General features: G+C 66.5%; 14 protein-coding genes. 8 read left to right on the forward strand and 6 right to left on the reverse strand.

The annotated features are described in order from the left end of the window. From B7X49_RS05625 to B7X49_RS05640, 4 genes are all read right to left on the reverse strand, one after another. The gene (locus B7X49_RS05625) at positions 1 to 3,240 is read right to left on the reverse strand and encodes an efflux RND transporter permease subunit (protein WP_286703859.1); all 3,240 of its coding nucleotides are present in this window, start codon (positions 3,238 to 3,240) and stop codon (positions 1 to 3) included. Then, positions 3,237 to 4,409: an efflux RND transporter periplasmic adaptor subunit gene (locus B7X49_RS05630; protein WP_286838562.1), complete on the reverse strand. Its 1,173-nt coding sequence runs from the start codon at positions 4,407 to 4,409 to the stop codon at positions 3,237 to 3,239. The genes B7X49_RS05625 and B7X49_RS05630 overlap by 4 nt, the downstream gene beginning before the upstream one ends. Then, complete coding sequence (locus tag B7X49_RS05635; RefSeq protein ID WP_286703861.1) at positions 4,406 to 5,866, reverse strand: efflux transporter outer membrane subunit; 1,461 nt, start codon at positions 5,864 to 5,866, stop codon at positions 4,406 to 4,408. The genes B7X49_RS05630 and B7X49_RS05635 overlap by 4 nt, the downstream gene beginning before the upstream one ends. A 109-nt stretch (positions 5,867 to 5,975) precedes the next feature. Further along, entirely contained in the window at positions 5,976 to 6,530 is a 555-nt protein-coding gene (locus B7X49_RS05640; RefSeq protein ID WP_286703886.1) for a histidine phosphatase family protein, read from the reverse strand. A gap of 116 nt (positions 6,531 to 6,646) precedes the next feature. Between B7X49_RS05640 and B7X49_RS05645 the strand changes: the two genes are divergently transcribed. From B7X49_RS05645 to B7X49_RS05680, 8 genes are all read left to right on the forward strand, one after another. Further along, positions 6,647 to 7,315: a Tim44/TimA family putative adaptor protein gene (locus B7X49_RS05645; RefSeq protein WP_286703862.1), complete on the forward strand. Its 669-nt coding sequence runs from the start codon at positions 6,647 to 6,649 to the stop codon at positions 7,313 to 7,315. A gap of 24 nt (positions 7,316 to 7,339) precedes the next feature. After that, complete coding sequence (locus tag B7X49_RS05650) at positions 7,340 to 8,545, forward strand: murein transglycosylase A (protein ID WP_286703863.1); 1,206 nt, start codon at positions 7,340 to 7,342, stop codon at positions 8,543 to 8,545. Continuing rightward, positions 8,542 to 9,336 carry a (Fe-S)-binding protein gene (locus B7X49_RS05655; protein WP_286703864.1) on the forward strand — a complete coding sequence of 265 codons (795 nt, stop codon included), beginning with the start codon at positions 8,542 to 8,544 and terminating at the stop codon, positions 9,334 to 9,336. Before B7X49_RS05650 ends, B7X49_RS05655 begins: the two co-directional genes overlap by 4 nt. Beyond that, on the forward strand, positions 9,333 to 11,225 hold the full coding sequence (locus tag B7X49_RS05660; RefSeq protein ID WP_286703865.1) for a potassium transporter Kup: 1,893 nt from the start codon (positions 9,333 to 9,335) through the stop codon (positions 11,223 to 11,225). The genes B7X49_RS05655 and B7X49_RS05660 overlap by 4 nt, the downstream gene beginning before the upstream one ends. Before the next feature lie 5 nt (positions 11,226 to 11,230). Further along, positions 11,231 to 11,722, forward strand: a complete 492-nt coding sequence (locus B7X49_RS05665) for a hypothetical protein (protein ID WP_029311151.1) — start codon at positions 11,231 to 11,233, stop codon at positions 11,720 to 11,722. Next, on the forward strand, positions 11,710 to 12,054 hold the full coding sequence (locus tag B7X49_RS05670) for a hypothetical protein (RefSeq protein ID WP_286703866.1): 345 nt from the start codon (positions 11,710 to 11,712) through the stop codon (positions 12,052 to 12,054). The genes B7X49_RS05665 and B7X49_RS05670 overlap by 13 nt, the downstream gene beginning before the upstream one ends. A gap of 18 nt (positions 12,055 to 12,072) precedes the next feature. Further along, a complete protein-coding gene (locus B7X49_RS05675) occupies positions 12,073 to 14,622 on the forward strand; it encodes a bifunctional acetate--CoA ligase family protein/GNAT family N-acetyltransferase (protein ID WP_286703867.1) in 2,550 nt (849 codons plus the stop codon). Positions 14,623 to 14,886: 264 nt separating this feature from the next. After that, positions 14,887 to 15,765, forward strand: a complete 879-nt coding sequence (locus B7X49_RS05680) for a DMT family transporter (RefSeq protein WP_286703868.1) — start codon at positions 14,887 to 14,889, stop codon at positions 15,763 to 15,765. Positions 15,766 to 15,785: 20 nt separating this feature from the next. Here the strand turns inward: B7X49_RS05680 and B7X49_RS05685 are convergent, their stop codons facing one another. Further along, a complete protein-coding gene (locus B7X49_RS05685) occupies positions 15,786 to 16,268 on the reverse strand; it encodes a hypothetical protein (RefSeq protein WP_286703869.1) in 483 nt (160 codons plus the stop codon). Positions 16,269 to 16,380: 112 nt separating this feature from the next. Further along, the gene (locus tag B7X49_RS05690) at positions 16,381 to 17,268 is read right to left on the reverse strand and encodes a 3-hydroxybutyryl-CoA dehydrogenase (protein WP_286703870.1); all 888 of its coding nucleotides are present in this window, start codon (positions 17,266 to 17,268) and stop codon (positions 16,381 to 16,383) included.

The raw sequence follows: 17,268 nt of genomic DNA on the forward strand, positions 1-17,268 counted from the left end.
CTATTCGGCCGGAACGGGCGTCGCGCTGCGGCTGCGGCGCGCGGTGGGGCGCAGCCGTTCCATCGCGAGGTAGACCACCGGCGTGGTGAACAGCGTGAGCAGCTGGCTGACCAGCAGGCCGCCGATGATGGCGATGCCGAGCGGTGCGCGCAGTTCGGAGCCGGCGCCGCCTTCGAGCACCAGCGGCACCGCGCCGAACAGGGCGGCCATGGTCGTCATCATGATCGGGCGGAAGCGCAGGATGGCGGCTTCCATGATCGCGGCTTCGGGGGTGAGGCCGCGGTCGCGTTCGGCCTCGATCGCGAAATCGACCATGATGATGCCGTTCTTTTTCACGATGCCCATCAGCAGCACGATGCCGACCAGGGCGACCAGGGTGAATTCGGTGCCGGTGAGCATGAGGGCAAGCAGCGCGCCGATGCCGGCGGAGGGCAGGGTGGATAGAATTGTGACCGGGTGGATCACGGATTCATAGAGCACGCCGAGCACGATATAGATGACGACGAGGGCGGCGGCGATCAGCCAGGGTTCCTCGGAGAGGGCGGTCTGGAATTCGGCGGCGGCGCCGGAGAAGGTGCCGCTGATGGTCTGCGGCACACCGAGCGCCTGCTGGGCCTTGGCAATCGCGGTCTCGGCGCTGCCCAGCGAGGCGCCGTTGGCCAGGTTGAAACTCAGCGTCACCGAGGGGAACTGGTCTTCGCGGGTGATCGCGAGGGGGCCGAATTTCCGCTGGATGGTGGCGACCTGGAGCAGCGGCACCTGCGATGCGACGGCGGTGGTGCTCGCCGTGCTGGTGCTGGCGTTGCTCGAACCGCTGGTGGTGGTGCCGCTGGTCGCGCCGAGCGTGGTGGTGCTGTTGCCGCTGACCGACCCACCCGGGCCGAGGGCGGCGCTGCTGCTGCTGGTGGTCAGGCTGCCGGTCGGCAGGAACAGGTTGGCGAGTGCCTGCGGCGAGGCGGCATAGCCTGGATCGACGCCGAGGATGACGCGGTACTGCGCGTTCTGGGTATAGATGGTCGAGATCTGGCGCTGGCCGAACGCGTCGTACAATGTGGCTTCGATTGTCGCCATGCTGATACCGAGGCGCGATGCCGCGGCGCGATTGACATCGACATAGGTCTCCAGCCCCTGGTTCTGCTGATCGCTCGCCAGATCGGCGATCTGGGGCAGTTGTTTCAGCGCGGCCTCGATTTTGGTGGTCCAGGTATCAAGCTCGGCCTGGTCAGTATCGGTCAGGGTGTATTGGTACTGGGTCGGTGAAATGCGCGAGGACAGCGTGATGTCCTGCACCGGCTGCATATAGATGCTGAACCCCGGAATGCCGGTGAGCGAGGCTTGCAACTGGCGCATGACGGTGCCGATGCCCGGCCGCGTGCCGAACGGTTTGAGGCTGATGTTCAGCCGCCCGGTGTTCGGCGTCGGGTTGGTCAGGCCCGAGCCGAGCAGCGAGGTGACGCCGGCGACCGCCTTGTTGTGCAGGATGATGCCGATCGCCTTTGTCTGGAGCGTGTTCATCGCATCGAGCGAGACGCTCTGCCCGGCCTCGGTCACCGCGACGATGGCGCCGGTGTCTTCCTGCGGCAGCAGCGCCTTGGGGATCACCACGAACAGCAAGCCGGTGATCACCACGGTCGCGGCGAACACCAGCATCATGAAACGCTGGTGCGCGAGGCTCCAGTTCAGGCCGCGCTGGTAGGAATTGCGCACGCGCAGCAGCACCGCCTCGGCACCGCGGGCAATCCGTCCCGGCCGGGCATCGCTGCCGGGGCGCAGCAAGCGGGCGCTCATCATCGGTGTCAGGGTGAGCGAGATCACCGCCGAGATCACCACCGCGACCGCGAGGGTCACCGCGAATTCCGAGAACAGCCGGCCGATCACGCCGGGCATGAACAGCAGCGGGATGAACACCGCGACCAGCGAGATGGTGAGCGAGACGATGGTGAAGCCGATCTGGCGCGATCCGAGGTAGGCCGCGCGCATCGGTGGCTCGCCGGCCTCGATGAAGCGGACGATGTTCTCGATCATGACGATGGCATCGTCGACCACGAAACCCGATGCGACGGTGAGCGCCATCAGCGACAGATTATCGAGCTGATAGCCAAGCTCGCTCATCACCGCGAAGGTCGCAACGATCGAGAGTGGCAGCGCGATCGCGGGGATCAGCACCGCGCGCGGGTTGGGCAGGAACAGAAAGATCACCAGCACCACCAGCAGGGCCGAGGTGAGCAGGGTGATCTGCACGTCGTTGACCGAGGCCTTGATGGTGCCGGTGCGGTTCGCGACGATCTGCAGCTTGATGCCGGGCGGCAGGTCCTTGCCCAGATCGCTCAGCGCGGATTGCACGTTCTGCACCGTGCTCACGATATTGGCGCCGGGCTGGCGCTCGATATCGATCACCACCGCCGGCGTGTTGTTGTAGCTCGCGATCTGCTGGTTGTTTTCCAGCCCCTCGGTCACCGAACCGACCGCCGAAAGCCGGACCGGTGCCTTGTTCTGATAGGCGATGATGACGTTGCGATATTGCGCGGGGTCGGTGATCTGGTCGTTGGCGCCGAGCGTGTAGGATTGGTCGGTGCCGTTGAACGCGCCTTTGGCACCGCTCTGATTCGCGTTGGCGATCGCGTTGCGGACGTCTTCGAGCGAAATACCGTAGGCCGCGAGGCGCGCGGGATTGACGTTGATGCGGATCGCCTTGGTCATGCCGCCTTCGACCGAGACATTGCCGACGCCGCTGATCTCGGACAGTTTCGGTACGATCTGCGTCTGGGCGGCGTTGGCGATGGTGTAGATCGGCACGGTTTTCGAGGTGAGCGCCAAAGTGATGATCGGCGCATCGGCCGGGTTCACCTCGGTATAGGTCGGCGGATACTGCAAATTGGGCGGCAGCGTGCCGGAGGCGGCGTTGATCGCGGCCTGCACGTTCTGCGCGGCGGTATCGAGCGAAACCGACAGGTCGAACCGCAGGGTGATCGCGCTGGTGCCCTGGCTCGAGATCGAACTCATCGAGGCGAGACCGGCGATTTCGCCGAACTGGCGTTCGAGCGGGGCGGTCAGCAGTTTCGATGCGGTATCGGGCGAGGCGCCGGGCAGTTTGGTGACCACCTGGATGGTCGGGAAATCGACCTGCGGCAGCGAGGAGACCGGCAGGGCATTGTAGCCGAGCACCCCGAGCAGGAAAATCGCGATCGCCAGCAGCGTGGTCGCGACCGGCCGGCCGATGAACGGGGCCGAGATGTTCACGCGGCGCCGGCCTTGGGGGCTGCGACGATCTTGATTTTGGCACCATCCTTCAGGCGCGAATTGCCTTCGGTGACGACCTGATCGCCGGCTGCCAGACCCTTGGCGACCACGACGAGTTGTTCGGTTTCGTAGCCGATGGTGATCGGCTGATCGACCACGGTGGCGTCTTTATGCCCGGCCGCGGCGGGCTTGACCAGGAACACGAAACTGCCGCTCGGCCCCTGCTGCACCGCGACCGGCGGCACCGTGACCGCGTTGGAAATGTTGCGCACCAGCGTGCGCACGTTCACGTAGGACCCCGGCCAGAGCGCGAGTTTGGGGTTGGGGAATTTGCCCTTCAGGGTGAGTGTGCCGGTGTTGGCGTTCACCGTATTGTCGAGCACCGACAACGTGCCGTGGTCGAGCACGGTCGCGGTTTGCGGATCGCCCTCGGCAGTCGCGACCAGCGGTACGGCCGCGCCGCCCTGCATTGCTGTGGTGATCTGCGGCAGATCCTGCTGCGGCAGGCTGAACTGCACCGACACCGGTTGCAGCGTGTTGATCACGACGATGCCGTTGGTGAGGTTGGGATTGACGATATTGCCTGCGTTGACCTGCAGAATGCCGGTCAGGCCGGAAATCGGCGCCTTGATTTTCGTATAGCCCAGGTTGATCAGGTCGGTCTCGATCGCGGCCTGATCCTGCTTGACCAGGGCGCGGTCTTCGGCGGCGGTGGCGGTCGCGGTCGCGGCCTGTTGTTTCGAGGTGTAGTTCTGCGCCACCAGCGAGGCGTATTGCCGCGCCTGCAATTCGGCGTTGAGCAGGCTTGCCTTGTCCTGCGCCAGTTTTGCCTTCGCCTGATCGAGGGTTGCCTGATACGGGGCCGGGTCGATCTCGGCGATTTCCTGGCCTTGCTGGACGAACTGGCCTTCGTGGAACAGCACTTTTTTCAGCGGCCCGGTGATCATCGGCTGCACCGTCACGGTGCGGTACGGCACGACGGTGCCCAGCGCATCCAGGTACACCGGCACGGTCCGCACGACCGATTTTGCGACCTCGACGGGGATGGCGGTCGAGGCGACATGCTTCTTTTTGGTGCCGCCGCCTTGCAGCCGGATCACCACCACGGCGACCAGCACCAGCACCACCACGACGGCAATTATCGTTCCGCGCCGCTTCGCCATGATCATCGAACCTCGTTTTTCGGCACAACCCAGCCGCCGCCCATCGCCTTGTACAAATTCACCGCCGCATCGAGCCGCGTCAGCCGCGCCTGTTCGAGCGTGTTCTGATCCGACAGCAGGGTTTGCTCGGCGTTCAGCACGGTGCTGACATCGACCACGCCGGCCTGCAACTGCGCGCGCGCGCCATCGAGGGCGGATTGCGCGCGCTGCACCGCAATCCGCTGCAGATGCTCCTGGTCGGTCGCGTAATGCAGCGCGGTCATCGCGGTTTCGACATCGGTGAACGCCTGCACCACCGCCTGCTCGTATTTCGCGACATCCTCGCGATAGGTCGCGCGATCGACGCCGAGGGTGCCGGTGAGTGCGCCGCCCTCAAAGATCGGCTGGCTCAGCGATGTCGCGGCCGAGAGCAGCAGCGAGCCGGGGTTGAGCAGCGTGTTCAGCGCCGTGCTCTGCCACCCGGCCGAACCGGTCAGGCTGATCGCGGGAAAGAACGCGGCAATCGCGCCGCGCACCGTGGCGTTGGCACCGATCAGCGTCGCTTCCGCGGCCGCGACATCGGGCCGGCGGGTCAGCAGCGCCGAGGGCACGCCGGGGCGGAGCGGCGGGATTGTGATATCGTTCAGCGAACCGCCGTGCACGCGCAAAAACTCCGGTGCCTGACCTGTCAGAATCCCCAGCCCCAGAGCCTGCTGGCGCAGTTCCGAGACCAGATTGGGGATCGTCGCGCGCTCCGAGGCCACCAGCGCCGCCTGCTGTGCGACGGTCGGCTGATCGACCACGCCGGCATGGAACTCGGCGTTCAACTGATTGAGCAGGCCCTGCGCGGCGTCGAGATTGTGGTGCGCGATCGCCAGCTCGTCCTGATAGGCGAGCACCTGGAAATAGGTGGTCGCGACCGCGGCTTCCTCGGTCAGCGCCACCGTGGCGGCATTGAACTGGGCGGCGGCGGCGTTCGCCTGGGCGGCGCGCAGCGCATCGTAATTCTTGCCCCAGAAATCGAGCTGATACGACGCCTGGAAATTTGCCGAATAATTATGGGTGGTCGAATTCTTGTTCGAGCCGAGGCCGCCGAATTGCGAAAACGACGAGCGTGACGATGCCCCGGCCGCACCGGAGCCGGCCTGCTGGAAATTGCCGCTGCCGGCACCGGTGATGGTCGGCAGCAATGACGATCCGGACACCTCGATCTGGGCGTTGGCCGCTTCGAGCTGATCGATCGCCTCGACCACTGAAAAATTGTGCAGTTTTGCGGCGGCGACCAGCGTATCGAGTTCCGATGAGCCGAAATTGTGCCACCAGCCGGGTTTCGGCCAGGCGGGTTGGGCTGTGGCAGGCGAGACGAATGCGGTCGGGACCGGGGTTTTCGGCGCGTGGAACGCGGGGCCGACCACGCAGCCCGCGAGCAGCAGCGGGGCGGCGAGCACAGCGAGCCTGTCAGGGCGCCGGATCATGGAGGTCATCAGTCGCGGCTTCCGGCGGTCAGGGCGTGAGCGGGGCGGTTCAGCATAGGTGCCGGCTCATATCGACCAATTGTAACAGCCGCATTGCGCCGAGTCCGCGAACGACGGTTCACGGATGCCATACCAGCTCGGCTGGGGCCGGGCTGTTAGGGTCGTAGATTATCCAGGTGCCGTTCATCAGCGAGCGTCCGGTCAGGGCCAGAATGAACGCCCAATGGCTGACCACGATGGTCTCACGCCAGTCGGGTCGGGCGGCCATCTGCGCCCGGAATTGCGCCGCGCGTTCGATCACCGAGGCCTCCGGCTCGAACCCGCCGGGCCACCAGGGGTCGGGCAGATGCGCGAAATCGTGATCGGGAAACCGCGCGCCGAGCGCATCCGGGCTGGTGCCGATGTCGCAGCTGAAGGCGTAGCGCTCGCGAATCAGCGGATCGATCTCGATCGTCAGGGGGCGGCTCGCGATGATCGGTGCGGCGGTTTGCAGCGTGCGGGTGTAGGGCGAGACGATCATGCGGGTCAGTGTTGTCTCGGCGAGCGCCGCGGCGGCGGCTTCTGCCTGGGCTTGGCCGGCCGGGGTCAGCTGCGGATCCTCGATTCCCGGATCGCGCCGGGTTGCGCTGAAATGCAGGTTGAATTCGCTTTGGCCATGGCGGAGCAGGATCATGCACGATCGATACATGGCCGCGCGTGCCGCGGCAAACGGCGTGACGGTTGCGGCATCGCGCCGCACGGCCTATCACCACCAACCGGGTTGCGTCCCGAATAAGGTGCTTATCAGCCATGTATGACGGATTTCCGATCGACCTCGTTCTGCTCGCCCTGGTGGCGGGCTTCCTGGTGCTGCGCCTGCGCAGCGTGCTGGGCAAACGGACCGGCTATGAACGCCCGCCGCTGCCCGACCAGCAGGCCGTCGGCCTGCGCGGACCGGCGGCACCGGTGATCGATGGGTTTGCCGAGGCCGCGCGCGCCAAGCCGGGCCGGCCGATCCCCTCGCCGCACACCAATGTCGGCCAAGTGCTCGGGCGCATCGCGCAATCGGATCGCGGGTTCGATCCGGTCAAATTCGTCGATTCGGCCGAAGCCTCGTTCCGCCGCATCGTCACCGCGTTCGCTGCCGGCGATCTGACCACGCTGCGCAGCCTGCTGACGCCGACGGTATATGCCACGTTCGAACACGCCATCACGCAGCGCGCCGAGGCGGGGGAAACCCAGCAGACCGAAATCAAGCAGATCGTCGAGGCGAGCATCGACGAGGCCGAAATGCTCGGTGATCATGCCGTCATCGTGGTGCGGTTCGTCTCCGATCAGGAAAACTTCACCCGCGACCGCGCCGGTCAGGTGATCGCCGGGACCGAGGCGGTGACCGAGATCGTCGATCTGTGGAGTTTCGAGCGGAGCGTGAACGGCTCCGACCCGATCTGGCGGCTGGCCGCGGCGCGCAGCGGCTGAACCATGCCGAGACCAGTTTTGGACTTGACCGCCCGCTTCTTCATCGTGCCCGCGCTCATGCTGTTCGGCCTCGCGGGCTGTGCCATCAAGCCCGCCACCACTGCGGCCGGGCCGGGTAGCGCATCGCTCACGCCGGTGGCTTTCACGGCGTTGCCGGGTTGGGGGCCTGCCACGGCGGCGGCCGGTCTGCCCGGTTTTGTCCGGTCGTGCCGCGCCATCGCGGTGATGCCGGAAGACCAGAGCCTGGGCGGCGACGGCGTGGCCGGATCGCTCGGCGGCAAGGCCGGGCTGTGGCGCGGCGTGTGCGCCGCCGCGCGCGCCGTGCCGCCCGACGATGCCGGGGCGGCGCAGAAATTTTTCCAGACCTATTTCGTGCCGTATCAGGCGGGCGGCAGCGCGCGGATCAGCGGCTATTACGAGCCGGTCTATGCCGGGTCGGAGGTGAAGCTGCCGGGCTACGATGTGCCGCTCTATGCCAAGCCGCGCGATCTGGTCGCCGCCAACCTCGCCGGGTTTCACGACAGCACCGGCAAGCAGCGCATCGTCGGCCGGCTGCGCTACGGCAAGCTGGTGCCCTATTACAGCCGGGCACGGATCGAGACGGGTGCGATCAGCCATCAGGCGCATGTCGTGGCCTGGCTGCGCGACCCGGTGGATGCCTACATGGCCGAGGTGCAGGGGGCGGCACGGCTGCGCTTGCCGGATGGCACGCTGATCGATCTGGGATTCGACGGCACCAACGGGCGCGACTACACACCGATCGGCAAACTGATGGTCAAACAGGGTGATCTCGCGGCGAATGATGTGTCGATCCAGTCGATCAGCGCGTGGCTGCGCGCCCATCCGGCTGAGGCGCAGGGCGTGATGAACGCGAACCGCAACTACGTATTTTTCAAGCGCCTCGATGATGTGCCGGACGGCCTGGGTGCGCCCGGCGCGCTCGGCGTGCCGCTGACGCCGGAAGGCTCGATCGCGGTCGATCAGAAGGCGATTCCGCTTGGCGCGCCGGTATTCGTCGCCACCAAGACGCTCGACCGGCTGACCACGGCGCAGGATATCGATGTCGGTGCCAAGGGTGCCGCCGCCGCCCAGATATTTTTCGGCATCGGCCGCAACGCTGCACAAATGGCCGGCAGCACGGATGAGGCGGGCAGCCTGTTCGTGCTGCTGCCGCGCCCGATTCAGCAATCCAGTCCAACCACCGCCCCCGCGACAGGAGCGACCTCGTGACCCAACCCTCTTCGGCCCGCCCGCGCGTGGCGCTGTTCGTGACCTGCCTCGCGGATATGTATCGTCCCAGCGTCGGGTTTGCCGCGATCAAGCTGCTCGAAGCCGCCGGCTGCACGGTGGAAGTGCCGCGCGCCCAGACCTGCTGCGGCCAGCCCGCCTATAATTCCGGCGATCGTGCGACCGCGCGGGCACTGGCGGAAGGGCTGCTCACCGCCTTCGCGGGATATGATTATATCGTCGCCCCCTCGGGCTCATGCGCCGGCATGCTGCGCAAGCACATGCCCGAATTGTTCGATCAGGACCCCGACCTGCGCAGCCGCGCCGAGGCGCTGGCCGCGAAGACCTGGGAGCTGACCGGGTTTCTGGTCGATGTCATGGGGTTCGCCGGGATCGAGTCCCACCTGAATGTGCGCGCCACCTATCACGACAGCTGCGCCGGGCTGCGGGAACTCGGCGTCAAGACCCAGCCGCGCGCCCTGCTCGGCAAGGTGGCCGGGCTCGAACTGGTCGAGATGAGCGAGCCCGAAATCTGCTGCGGGTTCGGCGGCACGTTCTGCGTCAAATACCCCGACATTTCGGCGCGCATGACCGGCGACAAGACGACCGACATTGCCGCAACCGGGGCGGATCTGGTGCTCGCGGGCGATCTCGGCTGCCTGCTCAACATGGCCGGCAAGCTCTCGCGCGAGGGCAAGCCGATCGCGGTGCGCCATGTCGCCGAGGTGCTGGCCGGCATGACCGGTGACGTGGCACCGATCGGCGCCGCGGCACCCGGCGGGGGGCGCGGTTGAGCGACGTCGCGATCGAACCGTCCACCCCGGCCGAAAAGCTCAAATTCGCAGCGGTGATCGGTGCGCTGGGTATCGTGTATGGCGATATCGGCACCTCGCCGCTGTATGCGCTGCAGGCGTGCTTGGGCTACGTCAGCAAGGGCGGCCTGAAACCCGATGACGTGCTGGGGCTGCTCAGCCTGATCTTCTGGGCGCTGATCATCACCGTCACGCTCAAATACGTCACCTTCGTGATGCGCGCCGACAACAACGGCGAAGGCGGCATTCTTGCGCTGATGGCGCTGGCCCAGCGCGTCGCCCGGACCGATCGGGTGCGCTACGGGCTGATGGTGGTCGGGATCGTCGGGGCCGGGCTGTTTCTGGGCGATGGTGTGATCACGCCGGCGATTTCGGTGCTGTCGGCGGTCGAGGGGCTGAGCGTCGCCTCGCCCGATTTCAGCCGCTTCGTGCTGCCGATTTCGGTCGCCATCATCATCGGCCTGTTCCTAGTGCAGCGCCGGGGCACCGGCGCGGTCGGTAAGCTGTTCGGGCCGATCATGGTGGTCTGGTTCGTCACGATCGCGGGATGCGGCCTGTATCGCATCATCATCAACCCGCATGTGCTGGTCGCGCTGATCCCGGTCCAGGGCATACGGTTCATTGTCCGCCATGATGTTCTGGCCTTCGTGGCATTGGGCGCCGTCGTTCTGGCCGTGACCGGCGCCGAGGCGCTGTATGCGGACATGAGCCATTTCGGCCGCCGGCCGATCCGCACCACCTGGCGTTTCTTCGTGCTGCCGGCGCTGGTTCTGAATTACTTCGGTCAGGGCGCCCTGGTGATCGCGAACCCGCAGGCTGCCGACAACCCGTTCTATCTGCTCGTGCCGCATGCCGCCCTGATCCCGATGGTCGTGCTCGCCACCATCGCGACGATCATTGCGAGTCAGGCGGTGATTTCCGGCGCGTTCACCCTGGGCAGCCAGTGCGTGCAGCTCGGCCTGCTGCCGCGCATGGAAATCCGTCACACCTCGGTCACCACCGAAGGCCAGGTCTATGTGCCGCAGATGAACGCGGCGCTTATGGTGGGCGTGCTGATCCTGGTGCTCGGTTTTCGTTCCTCCAACGCGCTCGCCTCGGCCTATGGTATCGCGGTGACGGGCACGTTCCTGTGCACCAATATTCTCTCCGCCTTGGTGTTCCACCGGCATTTCAACTGGCCGCTGTGGAAGACCGGGCTGGTCTGGGGGTCGTTTTTTGCGGTTGATGCCGCGTTTTTCGGCGCGAATATCCTCAAGATTTTCGAGGGTGGCTGGGTGCCGCTGGTGATCGGGCTGAGCATCGTCACATTGATGACCACCTGGCGGCGCGGCCGCAGCCTGTTGTTCGCTCGCTGGCAGCAGGACAGCCTGCCGCTCGCCTCGTTCCTGGGGCGGCTGCCGCAATCGCGCATCGTCCGCGTGCCGGGCATTGCGGTGTTCCTGACCGGCAATCCGGAATACACGCCGGCCTCGCTGCTGCATAACCTCAAGCACAACAAGGTGCTGCACGAGACGGTGTTTTTCGTCACCGTCCGCAACCTCGATGTTCCGGCCGCGAGCGGTGCGGACCGGGTGCATTGCGAGGAGCTGGCGCCCGGCATCTATCGCGTCGGCATCGGCTACGGCTTCATGGATGTGCCGAACCTGCCACGCTCGCTCGATATGCTGCGCGAGCAGGGCCTGCCGTTCAACCCGATGCAGACCAGCTATTTCCTCGGCCGTGAAACCGTGGTGCCGGCAACCGTGCCGAAACTCGGCTTCGCGCGCCGCGCCATATTCCTGTTCATGCTGCGCAATGCGATCTCGGCCACCGAATTTTTCCAGATCCCGTCCGACCGGGTCGTGGAACTCGGCGTGCGCGTCGCCATTTAATAATCATGTCAGGTTCGATCCAGCGTGAAATCGCCGCCGACGGCACCGAACTGCACCTGGTGCCGATTGCGCCCGCGCGCCTGCCGCGAGTCGCCAAACGCGACCTCGAACAGGCGTGGGATGCCGCGCATGATGCAGCGCGCGAAGGCTACGATGGCCCGACGCGCGGCTTTCGCTTCGCCGGTGGCCCGGATGTGGTGCTGCGCGACCGCGATGCCCGGGCCTGGGCGTCATCGGTCGATCGCATCGCCGATCTGTCCACGCCGCACGGTGTTTCGGTCTGCCTGCGCCTGCTCGGTCTGGTCGCGCTGATCGGCGATGCCGCCTGGCTCGCCCCGTTCATCCAGATCAGGCGCGGCGGTGCCGCAATCGACGGCGCGCTTCTCCAGGCCGCCGCGCTGACCCGCTTGACCGATACCGGCGGTCTCGATGAAAACGAACTCCGCGCCATGCTGATCACGCGCCCTGCCGAGGACAATGCCCCATGCTCCGCCTGACCCTGATGCTCTCGGCAATCGCGCTGCCGCTCGCGTCCTGCAGCTTTGGCGCGCCGCCGCCGCAATCCGCCGCCGACAAGGCGGACCTCGCGGCCTGCACGCAACAGGCAAAGCAGATCGATACCGCGCGGCACTATGCCTATCTCTCGCGCACCGACCAGTTTGCCACACCCTTCATCGGCGCGCCCAACCCCGCCTATCTCAGCGACAAGCTCGCCGAAAAACACGATCAGATCGACCGGATCAACAACTGTGTCAGCAATGCCAACCAGGCCTACGCCGGCACCGGCGGCAAATTGCCGGCGCCGGTCATCGTCGGGCCCGCGCAATAGGGCGCAGGGCCGCGGGCGATGAGCCTCGTCGGCTATAAGCGCGTCAATAAATTCAACCCCGACGTTCTGTTCCACCCCGCGACCATTCTGGTCTCCGGCGCCGCACATCCGCTGGGGGCGCGGCTGCTGGCCGAGCTGACGCCGGACTATAGCGGCCGCATCGTTACCCGGCTCGACGATGCAGCGTTGATCGACCTCGCGCTGATCGCTGACCCGGCCGATGAAGTGCCCGCGGTCATCGCCAGCCTGTCCGGCCGCCTCGCCGGTGCCGCCATCGTGTACGCCGAGGTCGAGGGGCTGCGCGCCATGGCGCTCGCCGCCAAAATCCGGGTGATCGGGCCGCGCTCGTTCGGCCTTGCGGTTCCCGGCGCCGGGTTGAACGCGCTGCTGACGCATTTGCCGGTGCCGCCCGGCCGCGTCGCCCTGCTCGGTCAATCGCCGGCTCTGGCGCGCGCCGTGATCGACTGGGCGGAACCCAACGGCATCGGCTTCTCGCATATCGTGGGCATTGGCGGCAACGCCGATATCGGCTTCGGCCGCGTGCTCGATCATCTGGCCCGCGACCCCGGTACCGGCCCGATCCTGCTGGAAATCGCCGGCCTGCGCGATCCACGGCTGTTTCTGTCGGCCGCCCGCGCCGCATCGCGCCTGCGCCCGATCGTCGCCCTCGCGCCGGGTGCGCGCCTCGCGGACCCGAGCTTCACCGCCTTCGCCGGGTTCGAGGCCGCGCTGGCGCGCGCCGGCGTGCTGCTGACCACCACGCTCGGCGCCTTCCTGGCCGCCGCCGAAACCCTCACGCGTGCCCGGCCCGCCCGCAACGACCGGCTCGCGATCCTCGGCAACAGCCGCGGTGCCTGCCGCCTCGCCGCCGATGCCGCGCTGGCCTCCGGCATCGGGCTCGCCCAGCTATCGCTGGAAACCCGCCGCGTGCTCGGCTTGATGCTCGGCGCCGAACCCCCGGCCGATGCGCCGATCGCGCTGCCCGACGCGCCGGGGACCAGGCTGGCCGATCTCGCCGCCATGCTCGCCGCCGCACCGGAAGTCGGCGGCGTCCTGGTCATCCACGCGCCGGCCGGACCCGACGACGATGCCGCCATCGCCGGGCTGATCGCCTGCGCCGCCAGCATCAAGGCGCCGCTGCTCGTCACCGTGCTCGGCCAGACCACCGGTGGCGCGCGCCGCCGCCGCCTCGCGGGCCACGGCGTTGCGGTATTCGCGACCCCCGAAGAAGCGGTCGGCGGCTTCCGCGATCTGCTGCGCCACCGCGACATCCGCGCCGCCGCCCGCGAATTGCCGCCCTCCGCCGTGCTCGATGTCGCGCCGGATCGCGCGACCGTTCAAGCCGCCATCGCCCAGGCCCGCGCCGAAGGCCGCGCGATGCTGACCCAGGAGGACGCCTTCGGGGTGCTGCGCGCCTACGGCATCGATATCGTGGCCTGGCGCCTCGCCGATACACCGGACGATGTCGCCCAGGCCGCCACCGAAATCGGCTTTCCGGTCGTCGTCAAACTCTCCCACCCCGATCTCGCCCGGCAACGCCCGCTCGGCAGCGTAGCGCTCGACCTGCCGGACGCGCCATCCGCCGCCGCTGCCGCCCAGGTGATCGCCGCGCGCCTGCACCAGCGCGGCGAATTGCCGCCCGATGCCCGCTTCATGGTGCAACACCAGATCGACCGCGCCCGCCCCCTGCGCATCACGGTCGGGGAACATCTGTTCGTCGGCCCGACCATCGGCTTGGGTGTCGGCGGTGGCGAAGGCACGGCATCGCCCGCGGTCGATCTGCCGCCGCTCAACCTCGCGCTGGCACAGGCGTTGATCGAGCGCGCCGGCGGGACCGATCTGCTCCGCCTCGCGCGCGGGCTCGATGAAGCCGATCGCGCCGCCGTCGCCGGCACGCTGGTGCGGATCAGCCAGTTGATCATCGATTGGCCGGAGTTCAGCGCCATCGAGATCGATCCGCTGTTCGCGAGCGAGCACGGTATCGCGGCGGCCAACGCGCGCCTGACCCTCCGCGCGCCGGGCGAACGCCGCCCGCACCTCGCCATTGCCCCCTATCCCGCCGAACTCGCGCAAGCGATCGAGGTCCGCGGCCAGCACTTCACCATCCGCCCGATCCGCCCGGAAGACGCCGCCGCCCACCAGCGCCTGTTCAGCCGCCTGAACCCGGAAGATGTCCGCTTCCGCTTCTTCTCCGCGGTCCGCGCCCTGACCGCCGAACAGATCGTGCGGATGACCGAAGTCGACTACGGGCGCGAAATGGCGCTCATCGCGGTCGATCAGGCGAGCGGCGAAACCCGAGGCGTCGCCCGCCTGGTGCGCTCGGATACCGATGGCAACGAAGGCGAATTCGCCGTGCTGGTCGAAACCGCAGCCAAAGGCCTCGGCCTCGGCTCGGCCCTGATGCGCCACCTCATCGCCTGGGCCCGCACCGAAGGCGTGCAAGATATCGTCGGCCAAATCCTCGCCGATAATCACCCGATGCTCGGCTTCATCCGCCACCTCGGCTTCACCCTGCACCACACCCAAGGCGAAGACGACGTCGTCGAAGCACGGCTGAAGCTGGGGTAGGTGAGTGGAGGAAGCAAGGCGGGGGGCTTTGCCCCCTCGACCCCCACTAAGGGCTTAGCCCTTAGAACCCGCTAGTTTTAGGCAAGGGGAGGGCGCTGCCTCGGTGGTTCCGTCAATGGATTTTAAAGGCTCCGCCTTTAACGGGGTCCAGGGGCAGAGCCCCTGGCCTTACTTCCTCCAGGCACGCACCCCAGCGCCAGACGTGATCAGGGTTGCGTTCGGTTGGGCTTGCTCTGTTTGCGGGGGTCGCGTTGATGGGGTGTCATGGGCGAGGTCAGTGAGATCGGGGTGAAGCCAGTGCGTTTACCGTCGCCGGTTCTGGTGCTGGTGTTCATGACGGTGTTGTGGGGTGGCACGTTTCTGGTCACGCGCACGTCGCTGCATTTCATTGGTCCGTTTGCGTTTGTCGGCTGGCGGTTTGGTATGGCGGCGGTGGTGGTTGCGTTGGTGGTTCGGCCGCATCCGGCCAGTTTCCAGCGGCGTGAGCTGGTGGGCGGCATTGCGGTCGGGGTTGTGCTGTATTTTGGCTATGGGTTGCAGGCTGCCGGGCTGAAGACGGTGGCGAGCGGCGAGTCGGCGTTTCTGACCGCGCTGTATGTGCCGATGGTGCCGGTGCTCGAGTTTATGTTGTTCCGCCGCCGGCCGTCGGGGGTGGCGCTGGTTGGTGTGATCATGGCGTTTGCCGGGCTGGTGCTGGTCTCGGGCATTACGCCGGGCCGGCTTGATCTGGGTACGGGCCAGTGGCTGACGGTGATTGCGGCGTTATCGGCGGCGCTCGAGATCGTGCTGATCAGCCGCAGTTCGAAGCGAACCGATCCGCGGCGCCTGGCGCTGGTGCAGTTGGTGACGGTGAGTGTGCTCGCGCTGGGGACGGAGTGGGTGCGTGGCGGACCGATGATCAGCCTGGCGTGGTTTCCGGTGCTGGCGGTGCTGGGGATGGGGTTGATCACCGCGTTCATCATGGTGGCGCAGAACTGGGCGCAGCGCAGCGTGCCGGCGAATCGGGCGACGTTGATCTACGCGCTGGAGCCGGTGTGGGCCGGGTTGATCGGGGCGGCGTTCGGCGAGATTTTCGGTGTTGGGCAGGTGGTTGGCGGTGCGATGATCATCGGCAGCGTGGTGTTGAGCCAGTGGCGCTCCTAGTAATATGATGTGGTGTCGGCCTATCGCGCTTCCATCCGCCGATAGATGGCAAGACGAAACCAGCCGAATATGATCAACAGGATTCCTGCGCTGACCGTGTTGAGAATGAACAATTGGTGCAGCGCGGCCGGACCGTAGCGGTGGAGCGGGGTCGGCGCGTGGCCGAGCATGATATACCATACGACCAGGGGCAGGGCGGTCAGCCCGGTCATCAGCCAGCGTTCGGTGTGGCGAAACGTCATGGATGACAGCGCCGCGCAGGGAACCAGGAACAGCTCCGAACCAGATGCGACGCCAAGAATCCAGGTGGTGAAGATCGCATTGGCGATGCCGAACAGCGGCATTGCGATGCGTGAGGCACGCGCATTGCGGCGCGACAACGCAGGGATGAGCAGGAACAATGGCGTGAAGGTCATTGTCAGCAGGCTGGTCGGCAGGCTCTGCAATCCCGCGCACCACAGAATATAGAGTGGCCAGAAGGGCAAGTGGGTACCGACAATCATGGCGACCCAGTTGTTGACCTCGACGAGCGGATCGGGGCGTTCGGTATAGGCCTGAAACTGCGCGGAAGGGCGGCGGTAGCGGGAAGCGACGCTGATGATTGGAAGGGGTCCTTTACCGCGTCGGCACTGGCGGATTGCTCGCGTAATCGTAAAATCCGCGCCCGGTTTTCCGGCCCAGCCAGCCGGCGGCGACGTAGTTTACCAGCAGCGGGCAGGGGCGGTATTTGTCTTCGCCCAGGCCTTCGTGCAGCACGCGCATCACGTCGAGCACGATGTCGAGCCCGACGAAATCGGCCAGGGTGAGCGGGCCCATCGGGTGGGAGGCGCCGAGTTTCATGCCGTTGTCGATCGAGGTGATCGTGCCGATGCCTTCGTGCAGCGCGAAGATCGCTTCGTTGATCATCGGCACCAGGATGCGGTTGACGATGAAGCCGGAGAAATCGGCGGCGACGATGGTGGTCTTGCCCATCCGTTTCGCCAGGTCTTCGACGGCGGCGAGGGTTGCGGGCGCGGTCGCGATACCGCTGATGATCTCGACGAGTTTCATCATCGGCACCGGGTTGAAGAAATGCATCCCGACGAACCGCTCGGCGATGCCGCTCGCCGTGCCCAACCGGGTGATCGAGATCGACGAGGTGTTGGACGCCAGAATGGCGTGGGGTGCCAGATGCGGGATGATCTGCGCGTAGACCGCGCGCTTGATATCCTCGCGTTCCGGCACCGCCTCGATCACGATGTCGCAGGTGGCGAAGGCATCATGCGTGGTCGAGCGGGCGACGCGCGCTAACGCGGCATCGCGCGCGGCGGCATCGATCGTGTTTTTTTCGACCTGCCGTGCCATGTTTTTCTCCATGGTGGCGAGGCTTTTGTCGAGCACGCCCTGGGCGGTATCGACTAACACGATCTCAAAACCAGACAGGGCGGCGACATGCGCGATGCCGTTGCCCATGGCCCCGGCGCCGAGCACGCCGACCCGCTGTATCGCGCCGGGCGTGGTCAT

The sequence above is a fragment of the Acidiphilium sp. 34-64-41 genome, assembly GCF_002282635.1.
Classification (GTDB): Bacteria; Pseudomonadota; Alphaproteobacteria; order Acetobacterales; family Acetobacteraceae; genus Acidiphilium; species Acidiphilium rubrum.

Excerpts from the sequence above, each read along its gene's own strand:
- B7X49_RS05635 (WP_286703861.1), bottom strand. The coding sequence starts at position 5,866 with ATGACCTCCATGATCCGGCGCCCTGACAGGCTCGCTGTGCTCGCCGCC.
- B7X49_RS05640 (WP_286703886.1), bottom strand. The coding sequence starts at position 6,530 with ATGATCCTGCTCCGCCATGGCCAAAGCGAATTCAACCTGCATTTCAGC.
- B7X49_RS05670 (WP_286703866.1), top strand. The coding sequence starts at position 11,710 with ATGCTCCGCCTGACCCTGATGCTCTCGGCAATCGCGCTGCCGCTCGCG.
- B7X49_RS05685 (WP_286703869.1), bottom strand. The coding sequence starts at position 16,268 with ATGATTGTCGGTACCCACTTGCCCTTCTGGCCACTCTATATTCTGTGG.
- B7X49_RS05690 (WP_286703870.1), bottom strand. The coding sequence starts at position 17,268 with ATGACCACGCCCGGCGCGATACAGCGGGTCGGCGTGCTCGGCGCCGGG.
- B7X49_RS05630 (WP_286838562.1), bottom strand. The coding sequence starts at position 4,409 with ATGATCATGGCGAAGCGGCGCGGAACGATAATTGCCGTCGTGGTGGTG.
- B7X49_RS05680 (WP_286703868.1), top strand. The coding sequence starts at position 14,887 with ATGGGCGAGGTCAGTGAGATCGGGGTGAAGCCAGTGCGTTTACCGTCG.
- B7X49_RS05675 (WP_286703867.1), top strand. The coding sequence starts at position 12,073 with ATGAGCCTCGTCGGCTATAAGCGCGTCAATAAATTCAACCCCGACGTT.
- B7X49_RS05665 (WP_029311151.1), top strand. The coding sequence starts at position 11,231 with ATGTCAGGTTCGATCCAGCGTGAAATCGCCGCCGACGGCACCGAACTG.
- B7X49_RS05645 (WP_286703862.1), top strand. The coding sequence starts at position 6,647 with ATGTATGACGGATTTCCGATCGACCTCGTTCTGCTCGCCCTGGTGGCG.